Source organism: Spinactinospora alkalitolerans (assembly GCF_013408795.1).
GTDB classification, from domain to species: Bacteria; Actinomycetota; Actinomycetes; order Streptosporangiales; family Streptosporangiaceae; genus Spinactinospora; species Spinactinospora alkalitolerans.
In genome coordinates this window covers 6,051,958-6,064,737 of record NZ_JACCCC010000001.1, presented here as the reverse complement: position 1 = coordinate 6,064,737, position 12,780 = coordinate 6,051,958, and the positions used below count along the sequence as shown (strand labels likewise).

The following is a 12,780-nucleotide window of genomic DNA, read 5'->3' as shown; positions in this document are numbered from 1 at the left end:
GCTGCGGCGCGCGGAACAGGGGTGAACACGGCCGCATCGACGTCGCGGCGACGCCCCACACCCCAGACGCTCAGGAAAGAGACACGCCATGCCCAAACCCGCCATCGCCGACTCCGACTTCTTCGGCTACGCCGAGCTCATGCCCGAGTCCGAGCGCGCCGAGCTCGCCCGGATCCGGGAGTACCTGGAGGCGGAGATCAAACCGCTGGCCGACGCCTGCTGGGAGAAGGCGGAGTTCCCCCTCGAGGCGATCGGGAGGTTCGCCGAACTGCGTCTGGCCGGATACTCCTACCCCGAATACGGGACGGGACCGTCCGCAGCCCGCTGTTCGCCGGGTTCCTCAGCCTCGAACTGAACCGGGTGGACCCGTCCATGGCGGTGTTCTCCGGCGTGCACACCGGCCTGGCCATGGGCAGCATCTACGCGGGCGGCGACCAGGAGCAGCGCGACCGGTGGCTGCCCGCCATGGCGTCGATGGAGAAGATCGGCGCCTTCACCTAGACCGGCGGCCCTTCGGGCGGCAGCGGGGGCGCGGCCGGCACCCCCGTCGATGCTTCAGTCGCCGTCCGGCGCCTTGCCGAGGAGGGTGCGGAAGGCGCCGGCCGTGTCGAAGCCGTCCGGGTCGCCCAGGTCTACCTGGCTCCGCGGGCCTCGGGCGGGGACACGGCGTCGTCGTTCGAGGTGCTGCGGACGCTGCGCGATCGGGGTGTGCCCAAGCCCGAGGAGTGCGCGGAACCCGTGGCGCGGCTCTGACCGAAGAACCCGTGCTCTACACGATGATGACCCGGCACCTCTACTCAGGCGCGTGGAGGAGACGATGCGCGGAATCGTGTGTGTGGCGGGTGCGGTGGTGCTGTCGGGGTGCGCCGCGGAGCCCGCCGAGCCGGAGCCGTCGAGGAACCGAGTCATCGACGTGCGCCTGTGGACCGCGGACGGGAGCGTCGGCGGCCCGACCGGCGCGCGTCGGCATCCGCTCACCGCCCGCGCCTCATCAGGATCACGATCACCGTGATGAGGAGCAGGATCGCCACGCCGACGCTCGCGAACATCAGAAGCTGCCCGCCCACCCCGATTTCCAGACCGCTCTCCACCCTCATGGCGGTCCCGCCTACCCGCCGCATCACCCGCTAACCGCGCCGCCGACCATCCGACGCGGCCGGAGACCGGGCGGATCCGTCCCGGTGAATCGCTCATTCCCGCTCCCGGCGGCATCGGGGGCCCGGGCGCAACCGGCGCACAACGGCGGAGATGCCGGGACACGGCAGATCGGCGAGGAGGAGACCGCGGCGAAGCTCACGGGCATCCTGCGCCAAGAGGAGGAGATGGCGCGCTTCCTCGAAGAGAAGCCGCCCGAAGCCGTCCGCGAGGCGCCGGCGGCGGTCGACCGGTAGCCCCGCCCTCCGGTCTCCGGCGCGGCCGTCGCCCCCGGCCGGCGGGAGGGACGGCCGCGCCCGCCGCACCGGCCCGATCCGGAACGGCTCCTCAGAGGGGCAGAGTGTGGCCGGAGGCGAAGTTCAGCGCCGCGGCGAAGGTCAGGTACATCAGCCAGATCCCGGTGGCCAGGTGCGCCGCGCCGAGCGAGCGCTCGCCGGCCGTCTTGCCGAGGGTGGTGACGAACTCGCTGACATACACCCAGGTCAGACCGACGAACAGCAGCCCGACCGGCCATGCCCCGGCCCCGAAGAACACGATGGCTCCCAGCACCGACAGCAGGGTGAACGCCACCGACATGCCCACGTTCGGCCGCGGGTCATTGCCCTGATAGCGGTTCCACCCCAGCGCGAACCAGTGGATGCCGTACGCCGAGAACGCCAGCGCCGCCATGTACAGCGCCGGGTCGTAGGCGAACACCTGGAACCAGGTCAGGCCGACGAACAGGATGACGCCGGTGACGAACTGGCAGAACCCGGGCAGCAGGATGCCCCACACCCCGGATGACCGGTCGACGGAGTCGTCCCGAGCGGGGAACCCGAACAGCTCCTGCGGCCCCCAGATGAGGTAGCCGGTCCCCAGCCCGAAGAAGCCCAGGGCAAGAGGGGGAAACATCGAGTTCTCCAGTAGCGGTTGCATAAGCCCCACTCGTTCCGTTCTCCTCGGCGCCACCTTCCTTGCGAGCGTGCGGGCCGCTGCCCCGGAACCGCAGTGGCAAACACCGAGTACGCACCGACCGGCCGGGGGGAGAACCGCAGGTCTCGGGATGGTGCGCGTGTCGCGGCACCTCGGATTCCCGGGCTCTTCGGATGCCGCCCACGGCGGAGGCTTCCCGGAGTCCCCGACCCGGCATGCGCGTCAGGGCCGCCGTCCCGTGCGGAGCACGGGCGCCGGCCTCATCGGGTCCGCTTCGCGTCGTCGCCGCAGGGAATCTCGGACCGGGCCCGGGAGGTCGTGCGCATCGGCTCTGCGAGGTCGGACCGCTCGGGGCCGGATGCTCCGGGGAGTGGTGTCCGTTGAGCCGGACGGGCGCGCAGGCGTCCGCGATTGCGCCCACCGCGTGCCCACCAGGCCCGGAAACGACGAAACCTGGGGCTTCTCGCCGCTTCCGCGGTGCGAGAAACCCCAGGTCGGAGCGCGGAGGATCGGGGATTTGAACCCCGGAGAGCGTTGCCACTCAACCGCATTAGCAGTGCGGCGCCATAGACCGGACTAGGCGAATCCTCCCGGCTGGGACAAGAGTACCGAGCGGGACGGGCAAGGTGCAAAACGAATGTCCGATGTCGTGGCAGGTGGCCGCGCCGGATGCCCGAGAAGGCGTGCGGCGGATGCCCAAGCCGGTTTACAACGATGTAAATATGTGTGACGATGTGACTCGGGTAACAACGGAGTTGCGCGACGTGGGCGCCGCGGGACGGCCGGAGCGCGTGCGGCGGTATCGCGACCGACCGGGCCGCGCGGGCGCCGCGTCGCTCACCGGCCCTTTCGACGCGGAGCGCCGCCGCAGGCGCCCCCCGCCGCGGATCGAAGGAGTGACGCGTCTTGCACCCCCACAGAACCCGGCACGCGATCCGGTCCGGACTCGCCGTGCTCTTCGCCGCCTCCCTGATGACGGCGCTCACCGGCGCCGCCGCATCGGGCCCCGAGCGACCGGACCCGCCGAAGGGCGGGGCCACCTTCACCAACCCCGTCCACGAGGAGAACTTCCCCGACCCGCAGGCCATTCGGTCGGACGGCTCGTGGTGGGCCTATGCCACCAACGGGGAACTGGGCAACGTCCAGACGCTGCGCTCCACCGACCTCGTGGACTGGACGCCGGTGGGCGACGCGCTGCCCGAACTGCCCGCATGGGCCGACGCCGGTCGGACCTGGGCGCCCGAGGTCATCGAGCTCGCCCCGGACCGCTACGCGCTGTACTACACGGCGGCCGCGCGCGACGCGGGACGGCAGTGCATCGGCGTGGCGATCGCGTCCCGGCCGCAGGGCCCCTTCGTCGACTCCTCCGAGGCCCCCCTCGTGTGCCAGGCCGACGAGGGCGGTTCGATCGACGCGAACCCGTTCCGCGACGCCGACGGCACCCTGTGGCTGACCTGGAAGAACGACGGAAACGCCGTGGGGGTCGACACATGGTTGCAGTCCGCGCCGCTGGCCGCGGACGGACTGTCCCTGAGCGCCGAGCCCACCCGGCTGCTCCGCGGGGACCCCGGCTGGGAGGGCGGTCTGGTCGAGGCCCCCTTCCTCTGGCGCGACAACGGGCGGCTGTTCCTCTTCTACTCGGCCAACGGCTTCGCCACCGCCGACTACGCGGTGGGCTACGCCACCTGCGAGAGCCCGACGGGGCCGTGCACCAAGGCCGCGGAGAACCCGATCCTGTCCTCGTCCGAGCACGCGGCGGGGCCCGGCCACATGTCCCTCGTCGAGAAGGACGGGCGCACCTGGATGCTCTACCACGCGTGGCCGCCGGACTCGATCGGCGAGGAGCCACCCGGGCGCCGACTCTGGATCGACGAGGTGACCTGGGAGGGCGGCAGGCCGGTCGTGCACGGCCCCACGCACGGCCCGCAGCCGGCGCCCTGACCGCTCCCGATCGCCGCGGCGCTCCGATGCCGGGAGCGCCACGGCGATCGGGAGCGCCGCGGGGCCGCGCCCGCCGACGGCCGCGGGCGCGGCCCCGCGGTCAGGTCCTGGCGCGCTCGATGGTGAGGTCGGCGTCGTGGCGCAGCTTGGCGACGGCCCTGGACACGGTGCTCTTCACCGTGCCGACGCTCACGCCCAGCGCCGCGGCGATCTCGGCCTCCGACATGTCCTCGTAGTAGCGCAGCAGCACGGTCATCCGCTGCCGCCGCGGCAGGCGGTCGACCGCGCGGCCGACCGCGTCGGCCAGGTCGGTGCGCCAGGTGGGGTCGTCCACCCGCTGCTCCGGGATCTCATCGGTGGGGTAGACGTCCAGCCGGCGCCGCCGCCACTCCGAGATCTGGGTGTTGACCATCGCGCGGCGCACGTAGCCGTCGCGGGCGTTCGGGCTGGCGATGCGCTCCCACGCGAAGAACGTCTTGACCAGGGCGGCCTGCAGCAGGTCCTCCGCGTCGGCGTGGTTGCCGGTCAGCGACTGGGCCATGCGCAGCAGCGCGGGCCCGCGGCGCTCGACGTAGTCGGAGAACTCCTCATACCTGGTTTGCCGCGTTGACCCACTCACACGACCACCGACCCGGTCCCCTGAGCGCGCACCGGCCGCCGTCCCGGGACGCGCCCTCGATCACAACCTCACGCTCATCACTGTTGCACGGCGGATGTAATCATTGGCTCCCATTAGTGCCATCTTCCAACAAACCGGACTATGGGTGCGGAGCGGGACATCCGGCGGGGGCGGGCCTGCCGTCGCCGGACCGGCGGCGAACTTTCCCCGGCCCCGCGCCACCCGCCGCGCGTTTCGTCCGGACGATTCTGCGCGATTGGGGCCCTTCGGCCCTGGATTGGGAGAGAATAAGAGGGTTCCCGTGCCTCCTCGCGGGTCCGGGACGCCGTTGACGCCACAGCAGGTGCGACCCCCGGGAGGCGACCTTGACGGCGGTGGACGCGCACGCCCGCCGGCGGCTGGCGGCGGCGCTGCTGGGAGACCGCGCCGCGCCCGCGCCGCACGACCCCGCCGAGCGGGTCGCCCGCGGGGTGCTGCTCGACATCAGCCCGCACATGCTCAGCCTGGCCACGCCGCGAGGCGAGGAGCGCTTCGTCTTCGCCCGGTCCACGACGTTCTGGCGCGGCCGCGAGGTCGACTTCAGCAGGCTGCGGCACGGCCAGGACATCATCGTCCGGCGCGACCCCAGCAGCCGCTGGGTGGCCGAACGCGTCTGGTCGGACCCGGCCCGCGTCACCGGAGTCATCACCGCGCGGGACGGCGACGTCCTGGAGATCGACCCCGGCCACGACCGCGAGCGCCGGACCGCCGTCATCCCCTACCGCTCCTCCGGGCGCATGCGGGTGCGCCACTCGGTGCTGGAGCCCGGATACCTCTTCGACGCCATCGGGGTGTGGGAGGACGGGGTGGTCCAGGCGCTGCTGCCGGCGACGTCGCAGCCGACCTACCCGGTGGCCGAGACGCCGCAGCGCCCGCCGGTGCGCCGACGCCCGACGTCCGTATCGGGCATGGTCACCTGGTACGACCCCGTCCTGGGCCGCGACACCCACGCCGACCCGCGCGCAACGGCGCCCGGAGCCGCCTACTCCGCGCTGGACCGCGCGAGCGACTGCGGCCCCGAGTGCGACCGCGCCGCCTCCTGCGCGCCGTTGCCGCTGCTGTCCATCGGGGCGACGCTGCGGCTGCGCAGCGACTGCACCGGCGATTCCGCGGCGGTTCCGGTGACCTCCTGCGGCTCCGCCGTCAGCCACTTCTGCGATCGCTGCGTCACCTGCGCCACCGAGGAGCGCGGCCGCATCGCGCAACTGACCCTGGCCGGCTTCGTCGCCCTGGGCGGGCGCCTGGAGGACGGCTGCTTCAACGCGACCCTGGCGGTGGACTGACCGTGTCCGACGTGCTCGACGTGCTCCGCGAGACCCAGTTCCCGATCCTGACCGCGATGCTGCTGCTCGGCGCGGCGGCCAAGTTCACCGACCGGTCGGCGCGGGGGCAGGGCTGGGTGGCCCTGCTTCCGGTGCGCCTGCGCCGGCCGGCCGCGCTGGCCGCGGCCGGGGCCGAGGCGCTGCTCGGCCTGTCGCTGCCGGTCCTGGTCGGCCTGCCCGGCGACCTCGCCCGCGGCGCCACGGCGGTGCTGTTCGTCGTCGCCGTGGCGACGCTGCTCCAGTTGCGCAGGCGCGACCCGGAGATGGGCTGCGGCTGCTTCGGCGGGGTGAGCAGCACGCCCGTGGGCCGGCGCAGCATCGCGCGGGCGGGCCTGCTCGCGCTCGCCGCCGCGGCGCTCGTGGGGCTGCCGGGTTCCGGCGTCGAGATGGCGGCGGGCTTCACCGCCTGGCACGGTCTGGCGCTCGCGGCCGAAGCCGCGGTGCTCGGCGCGCTCTCCCCCGAGCTGAAGGAGATCGCGCGGCGGCTGGCCCACCCGGTCCCGTGCGAGCTGCGCGAGGTGCCGCTGCGGCGGACGATGGCGCGGCTGCGCTCCAGCGAGGCCTGGCGGGCCAACCGGGACGTGCTCGCCTCCACCGAACCCGTGGACGTGTGGCGGCAGGGCTGCCTGCGCCTCGTGCGCTTCAACGGCCGCAGGAGGGGGCGCCCGGTGGACGTCGTGTTCGGGGTCCCGGTGAGCGGGCGGCGCCCCGCCGTGCGCGCCGCGATCGTCCCGGCCGAGCCCGGCGCCCCGCAGACCGCCCCCCACGGCGCGCCGCGACCGCGACCCGGCACCGGGAGCGACCCGGCGACGCCGTATGAATCCGTATAGCGCTTTCTAGCGTTATCCATAGAAAGCCTTAGAGAGCGTGATGCGCGGAAGCTCTCGTGAAGTGTCGACCCGTACAGCGGGTCCCCGGACGGTTGAGTCCGATGCATCCAGTGGCCGTGGGCTGTCAGGGGGTGCTTGACCGGGGCGTCGGTCTCCCGGTCGTGTCAGTTCGCTGCTGCCGGGGGCGGGAGACGGCGCAGGGCAGCGGGGCGGTCCGGTACCGGAGCGTCGGAGCGGGCGGCCGGCCCTCCGGGGGCGTCACGACGCGTCGCAGAAGACGCGGAGTGCGGTGAGAAGGGCGCCGGGACTTCGTGTCGCGGCTCGGCCGCCGGGCGCCCTTCGATGTGTTCGCCACCTGCGCGCATATCGGATTCACTCATTCGAAGAAAATACAAGGGCGTGGCCGTTAACGGCCCCATATCGCTGCCGAATCGCGGGCCTGCCGCCTCCGGCGCTCAGCGGCATCCGCCGGGCTGTTATCGGAGGTGCGACCGGAGTCGTCCATGGAATGGCTTCGCGCGCGACACCCTCGGCGCCGGGTGGGGGCAGCGCCATCGCTCCTCCCCGCTCGCCGCGGACACCTCGCGCGGCGGCCATTTCCGTCGGTGGATCGCCGCGACTGTACCAGTTCACCGATCGAGTTATCCCAATGGCAGAAAACCGCTTCGCACCTCTCCTGCGCGGCGGCTGCATTCCTCTGAGCCGTTCGACGCGAAACGGTCAGCGCTCCCACGTCGGCCGCCTGTGCGCTGAACGGGTCAAGACCCGTAGAACCGGACCTGCCCGGAAGACAGAAAGAGTTCTCATTTCATGCCGATGAAACGCACCTTGGTCTCCGTCGCCGCGAGTCTGGGTTTGGCGGTGGCGTCCTTCGGGGTTATGGGCGCCGCTGCTCCGGCGGCTGAAGCCGGATTGGTCTGCTCTCCCGTGATATCGAGTGACAGAGGGCACGTCTACACCGTGTGCAAGGGCTCCAGCGGCAACAGTTACAACGAAGTCCGCGCGATCGCCCGCTGCGGCACCCAGAAGACTTATGGCCCATGGGTCAACGGCAATGTCGCAACGAGTCGCGCCTACTGCGGCAACCGCTTCGCGGCAGAAAGCGGTGCCGTCCAGCTGCGCTAAACCGACCGGGGCCGGGGTGGGGAGATGCCGCCGCCCCACCCCGATCGACCCTGACCCGACCTATCCGGACGGCATGGGAGACGGTCGGCCACCGGTGGTTCGCGAATTGCAGGACGAGGTTCCTCTCCTTGAGCGGGTCCATGATGGCTAAAGGGCACAGGCGCTGCTGGGCCGACGGACGCGCGCCGCTTCCTCACTCCGGCTGCCTGCGCAGGAACTTGCCGAAGTGCGGGACGGTGAACGCGATCAGCCCGCGCTCGGCGCTGTAGATCAGGCCCTTCTTGATCAGGTTGTCGCGCGCGGGGGAGAGGCTGGAGGGGCGCCGGTCCAGGGACCTGGCGACCTCGTTGGTGGGCACGGGCTCGTCCCCGAGCGTGGCCATCGCGCGCATGTAGTCGCGCTCGGCCGGGGTGGCGCGCTCGTACCTGCTGCCGAAGAAGCCGACCGCCAACTCCTCCTCGGCCTCGGGCGCGGCCACCCTGACGTCGTCGGCGGTGATGGGGCTGTGCAGGGAGAGATCCCAGGTGACCTTGCCGTAGGCCTGGACGAAGAAGGGGTAGCCGTCGGAGGCCTCGTACAGCGCGTCGAGCGCGCCCTGCTCGAACTCGACCTCCTCCAGCCCCGCCGGAGCGGTGAGCGCGTGGTCGGCGGCCGAGCGGCTCAGGCGGTCGATGCGGGCGTAGCGGAACAGCCGCTCGGAGTAGCTCTTGCTCGCCGAGAGCACGGCCGGCAGGTGCGGCAGGCCCGCGCCCACCACGATCAGCGGGCCGCCGATCTGGGACAGCTCGTGGCAGGCGGTGCACAGGGCCGAGACGTCCTCGGCCGGGACGTCCTGCATCTCGTCGATGAACAGCGCGATGCCCACGCCGAGGTCGGTGGCGATCGACGCGGCGTCGACGAACAGCTCCACCAGGTCGATTTCGAGGTCGCCGGAGTCGGCCCGGCCGCGCACCGCGACGGCGTCGATGCCGGGCTGCCAGCGCGAGCCGGCCTTCGCGCCCTTGGCCGACTTCGGGTCGTCGGTCTTGGCCTGGGCGAACGCCTTCAGCACGCCGAGCACGCGGTCGATGCGCTCCGGCGCCCGGTGCCGCGGGGCGAGCTCGCGCAGCGCCATGTGCATGGCGGCGGCGACGGGTCGGCGGATGGACTGGTCGGGCCGCGCCTCGATCTTCCCGCTGCCCCACAGCCGCTGGATGGCCATCGAGCGGAACGTGTTGAGCAGGACGGTCTTGCCCACGCCGCGCAGCCCCGTGAGGATCATGCTGCGTTCCGGCCGCCCGCGCGCCACGCGTTCGAGCACGATCTCGAACTGCCGGACCTCGCGCTCGCGGCCGGCGAGCTCCGGCGGACGCTGGCCGGCGCCGGGGGCGTACGGATTCCGGACGGGGTCCATGGGATGGGACTCTATACGCGTCTCTAGCGCCGCTTCTAGAGAGCGGTAGAAAGCCGCAGACGAGGTGGCGCCCCAGTCGACGCGCTGGAGCGCGCGGCGATCGTCGAGACAGGAGCGGGGAGCCTGTCCGACCCCACCGAGCCGTATCGCCGTGCGGCCGGGTGCGGGCGCTGCCGTGGTCATACTCCCCGTCTCCCTTCTCTCGAACCTGTGTTCGATTGAGTGAGACTGTAGTGGATCCGGGGGCGGCTCCGCCACTTCCTCCGGGGAGTGTCACGCGGCGCGCCGCGGGCGATCGAGGCCGCCGCGCGCCGTCCGTGCAGGTGGCGGCCGCGGCCGGATCGATCCGAAAACGTGTGGATCGGTGGAACGGACACCGGCCCCGGCTGCGTCCAACCCGGCCGTAAGTCCCCCGTTGTCCGAAAAAGCCCTCGACCCGCTGATGTCCGACGACCGGGTTCGCGCAGGGGGTCGGCCGTCGCAGTGCGCGCAGCGCCGGCGGTGCAGTGGATCCGAGCTTCGCAAAGCCCGCCCCGTCCCGCGAACGCAGCAGTCAGACCTCGATCAGGAGAAGACACCCTCATGGACCGACTCCCACCCCCCAAGAACCCCGGCCCCTGGCCCGCCGCCGACGCCGCGTTCGTCAACCACGGGCGCAGCGGAATCGGATGCGTGCTCGTCGGCGCCGGCCTGCTGTTCTTCTTCACCGTCTGCGCGATCCTCGGCGCGGTGTCGCCGGAGAGGTTCCTCACCGAGAGCGGCAACCCGGGAGCCCAGCGCATCATCGCCACGGTGATCGCCGTCTTCTTCGGCGCCCTGTCGTTGTTCATGATCGCCGCCCTGCCCGCGGCCCTGCGTACGCACGGACTCGCGGTGGACCGGTCCGGGATCTGGTACGTGACCAAGAAGAAGGCGGAGCCCGTGCCCTGGCCGCAGATCCGGGCGATCGGCGGGAGCTGGGTGATGGCGCCGAAGAGGCCGACCACCAGCCTCGGCGGGATGATCGGCAGGGCCATCGTGCGCGCCGCCACCACCGACGACGGGCGCGAGAGGTTCGCCGTCGAGTTCTTCCTGCGCGACCCCCGGTCCGTGGCCGGCCTGACCAGGCTGGAGCTGCTGCAGAAGAGCACCGAGCGCGAGCAGCCGCCCCGGCCCGGCCTGCCCGGCGCGCGGCTGCGCTTCGTCATCCGCGGCATCGGCGACTACCGCGAGATGGCCGCCCACCTCCACCGGTGCGCCCCCGGGCTGTGGGTCGGCGAGTACCGGCGGTAGCGTCGTCCTCCTCGCGCGCCGCGACCCCTGCGGGAGGCGGCGCGGCCCCTCCCGCGGCGGATCCGCGCGGGAGGACGGCACTCGAAGACGCGGGAGAGACGCGATGAGCCACCACACCGTCCACCCGTCCGCGCTGGCCGTGCGCGGGGCGGGCTACGAGGTCGACGGCGCCAAGCTGATCGCCGACGTCGACCTCGACGTCGCCCCCGGCGAGTTCGTCGGGGTCATCGGGCCCAACGGGGCCGGGAAGTCGACGCTGCTACGCACCGTCCACCGGGTGCTGCGCCCCACCGCCGGGACCGTCCGCATCGACGGCGACGACCTGTGGGCGCTGCCGCCGCGCGCGCTGGCTCGGCGCATGGCCGCGGTGCTGCAGGAGAACGTCGCCGAGTTCGACCTCACCGTGGAGGAGGTCGTCGCGATGGGGCGCTCCCCGCACAAGCGGCTGTTCTCGGCCGACAACGACGACGACCGCCGCCTCGTCATGACCTCGCTGGAACTGGTCGGCGCCGCGCACCTGGGCCCGCGCGGCTACCCGAGCCTGTCCGGCGGCGAGAAGCAGCGCGTCCTGCTCGCCCGCGCGCTCACCCAGGAACCCGCGCTCCTGGTGCTCGACGAGCCCACCAACCACCTCGACATCGCCCACCAGATGGAGGTGCTCTCCGTCGTGCGGCGGCTGGGCACCAGCGTGCTCGCCGTGCTGCACGACCTCAACCTCGCCGCGCTGTACTGCGACCGCCTCTACGTGCTCGCCGAGGGCCGCGTCGCCGCGAGCGGGACGCCCGCCGAGGTGCTCACCCCCGGGCTGCTCGCCGACGTCTACCACGTGCGCGCCGACGTCGAGGTCCACCCGCTCACCGGGGCGCCCAACGTCGTGCTGCTGCCGCCGGAATGAGCGGGCCCGGCGCGGGCCGCGGTCACCGGGGGGCGACGGCAGCGGGGAGGCGGCGGCCCGGACCGCGCACCATCCGGTCCGGGCCGCCGTCGCGCGTGATCGAGGGGGTCAGTCCCAGTCCAGGCCGCCACCCGTCTGGTACTCGATCACCCGGGTCTCGAAGAAGTTCTTCTCCTTCTTCAGGTCCATCATTTCCGACATCCACGGGAACGGGTTGTCCGCCTCCCCGAAGATCGGCGCCAGCCCGATCTGCTCGGCCCGGCGGTCGGTGACGAAACGCATGTACCGCTCGCACAACTCGCCGTTGAGGCCGAGAATTCCCCGCGGCACGGTCTCCCGGCCGTAGGCCGCCTCCAGCGCGCACGCCTCGGCCAGCATGGTCCGCACCTCGGCCTGGAAGTCCTCGCTCCACAGGTGCGGGTTCTCGATCTTGATCTGGTTGATCACGTCGATGCCGAAGTTCAGGTGGATCGACTCGTCGCGCAGGATGTACTGGTACTGCTCGGCGATCCCCACCATCTTGTTGCGCCGGCCCAGCGACAGGATCTGGGCGAACCCGGTGTAGAACCACATCCCCTCGAACACCACGTAGAACGCGACGAGGTCGCGCAGGAACGCCTGGTCGGCCTCTGGCGTGCCGGTCGCGAAGTCCGGGTCCTCCAGGTTGCGGGTGTACTTCAGCGCCCACGCGTCCTTCTCGGTGATCGAGGGGACCTCGCGGTACATGTTGAACAGCTCGCCCTCGTCCAGGCCGAGGCTCTCGCAGACGTACTGGAACGTGTGCGTGTGCACGGCCTCCTCGAACGCCTGGCGCAGCAGGTACTGCCGGCACTCGGGGTTGGTGAGGTGCCGGTAGACGGCGAGCACGATGTTGTTGGCCACCAGCGACTCCGCCGTGGCGAAGAAGCCCAGGTTGCGCTTGAGCATCAGCCGCTCGTCCTCGGTGAGGCCGTCGCGGGACTTCCACAGCGCGATGTCGGCCTGCATGGCGACCTCGGTCGGCATCCAGTGGTTGTTGCACCCGGCGAGGTACTTGTCCCAGGCCCAGCGGTACTTCAGCGGGAGCAGCTGGTTGACGTCGGCGCGCGCGTTGATCATCGCCTTGTCGCCGACGCCGATCCGCGCGGCGTCGCGCTGGATCTCGCCGAGGCCGGTGGTGCGGGCCGCACCGGAGTTCGCTTCGAACAGGCTGGTCATCGTGGTCGTCTCCCGGGACGGGGGTGAGTGGGGCAGGGGACGCGGGCGCGGGCGGCGGCAGCGGCGCCCGCGCCCGCGAA

The 12,780-nt window shown here is 72.0% G+C and carries 14 protein-coding genes and 1 tRNA gene; 9 read left to right on the top strand and 6 right to left on the bottom strand.

What is annotated here, in order from left to right:
* Positions 1 to 88 precede the first annotated feature (88 nt).
* A complete protein-coding gene (locus tag HDA32_RS31605; RefSeq protein WP_218882618.1) occupies positions 89 to 355 on the top strand; it encodes an acyl-CoA dehydrogenase family protein in 267 nt (88 codons plus the stop codon).
* Between the two features lie 5 nt (positions 356 to 360).
* Entirely contained in the window at positions 361 to 501 is a 141-nt protein-coding gene (locus tag HDA32_RS31600; protein ID WP_218882617.1) for an acyl-CoA dehydrogenase family protein, read from the top strand.
* 473 nt (positions 502 to 974) lie between these two features.
* Here HDA32_RS31600 and HDA32_RS31595 read toward each other — a convergent pair whose 3' ends face one another.
* On the bottom strand, positions 975 to 1,097 hold the full coding sequence (locus HDA32_RS31595) for a hypothetical protein (protein ID WP_281370416.1): 123 nt from the start codon (positions 1,095 to 1,097) through the stop codon (positions 975 to 977).
* A gap of 84 nt (positions 1,098 to 1,181) precedes the next feature.
* Here HDA32_RS31595 and HDA32_RS27100 point away from each other — a divergent pair, with 84 nt between their 5' ends.
* Positions 1,182 to 1,391, top strand: coding sequence for a hypothetical protein (locus HDA32_RS27100; RefSeq protein WP_179645844.1), 210 nt, complete (start codon positions 1,182 to 1,184; stop codon positions 1,389 to 1,391).
* Between the two features lie 91 nt (positions 1,392 to 1,482).
* Here HDA32_RS27100 and HDA32_RS27095 read toward each other — a convergent pair whose 3' ends face one another.
* Both HDA32_RS27095 and HDA32_RS27090 read right to left on the bottom strand, forming a co-directional pair.
* A complete protein-coding gene (locus tag HDA32_RS27095) occupies positions 1,483 to 2,070 on the bottom strand; it encodes a hypothetical protein (protein WP_218882616.1) in 588 nt (195 codons plus the stop codon).
* A gap of 499 nt (positions 2,071 to 2,569) precedes the next feature.
* A tRNA-Ser gene (locus tag HDA32_RS27090) sits at positions 2,570 to 2,658 on the bottom strand.
* A 315-nt stretch (positions 2,659 to 2,973) separates the two neighbouring features.
* Between HDA32_RS27090 and HDA32_RS27085 the strand changes: the two genes are divergently transcribed.
* The gene (locus tag HDA32_RS27085; RefSeq protein ID WP_218882615.1) at positions 2,974 to 4,008 is read left to right on the top strand and encodes a glycoside hydrolase family 43 protein; all 1,035 of its coding nucleotides are present in this window, start codon (positions 2,974 to 2,976) and stop codon (positions 4,006 to 4,008) included.
* A 100-nt stretch (positions 4,009 to 4,108) separates the two neighbouring features.
* Here HDA32_RS27085 and HDA32_RS27080 read toward each other — a convergent pair whose 3' ends face one another.
* Complete coding sequence (locus HDA32_RS27080) at positions 4,109 to 4,627, bottom strand: SigE family RNA polymerase sigma factor (protein ID WP_179645843.1); 519 nt, start codon at positions 4,625 to 4,627, stop codon at positions 4,109 to 4,111.
* 365 nt (positions 4,628 to 4,992) lie between these two features.
* On the opposite strand from HDA32_RS27080, the gene HDA32_RS27075 reads away from it, so the two are divergent.
* From HDA32_RS27075 to HDA32_RS27065, 3 genes are all read left to right on the top strand, one after another.
* Positions 4,993 to 5,949, top strand: coding sequence for a hypothetical protein (locus tag HDA32_RS27075; RefSeq protein WP_179645842.1), 957 nt, complete (start codon positions 4,993 to 4,995; stop codon positions 5,947 to 5,949).
* 2 nt (positions 5,950 to 5,951) lie between these two features.
* The gene (locus HDA32_RS27070) at positions 5,952 to 6,818 is read left to right on the top strand and encodes a MauE/DoxX family redox-associated membrane protein (protein ID WP_179645841.1); all 867 of its coding nucleotides are present in this window, start codon (positions 5,952 to 5,954) and stop codon (positions 6,816 to 6,818) included.
* An 810-nt stretch (positions 6,819 to 7,628) separates the two neighbouring features.
* A complete protein-coding gene (locus HDA32_RS27065; protein WP_179645840.1) occupies positions 7,629 to 7,943 on the top strand; it encodes a hypothetical protein in 315 nt (104 codons plus the stop codon).
* 193 nt (positions 7,944 to 8,136) lie between these two features.
* Here the strand turns inward: HDA32_RS27065 and HDA32_RS27060 are convergent, their stop codons facing one another.
* Positions 8,137 to 9,336 carry an ATP-binding protein gene (locus HDA32_RS27060; protein WP_179645839.1) on the bottom strand — a complete coding sequence of 400 codons (1,200 nt, stop codon included), beginning with the start codon at positions 9,334 to 9,336 and terminating at the stop codon, positions 8,137 to 8,139.
* 582 nt (positions 9,337 to 9,918) lie between these two features.
* On the opposite strand from HDA32_RS27060, the gene HDA32_RS27055 reads away from it, so the two are divergent.
* Both HDA32_RS27055 and HDA32_RS27050 read left to right on the top strand, forming a co-directional pair.
* Positions 9,919 to 10,608: a hypothetical protein gene (locus tag HDA32_RS27055; RefSeq protein WP_179645838.1), complete on the top strand. Its 690-nt coding sequence runs from the start codon at positions 9,919 to 9,921 to the stop codon at positions 10,606 to 10,608.
* Positions 10,609 to 10,711: 103 nt separating this feature from the next.
* The gene (locus HDA32_RS27050; RefSeq protein ID WP_179645837.1) at positions 10,712 to 11,503 is read left to right on the top strand and encodes a heme ABC transporter ATP-binding protein; all 792 of its coding nucleotides are present in this window, start codon (positions 10,712 to 10,714) and stop codon (positions 11,501 to 11,503) included.
* A gap of 108 nt (positions 11,504 to 11,611) precedes the next feature.
* On the opposite strand, the gene HDA32_RS27045 is transcribed toward HDA32_RS27050, so the two are convergent.
* Positions 11,612 to 12,700 carry a ribonucleotide-diphosphate reductase subunit beta gene (locus tag HDA32_RS27045; RefSeq protein WP_179645836.1) on the bottom strand — a complete coding sequence of 363 codons (1,089 nt, stop codon included), beginning with the start codon at positions 12,698 to 12,700 and terminating at the stop codon, positions 11,612 to 11,614.
* Positions 12,701 to 12,780: the final 80 nt, after the last annotated feature.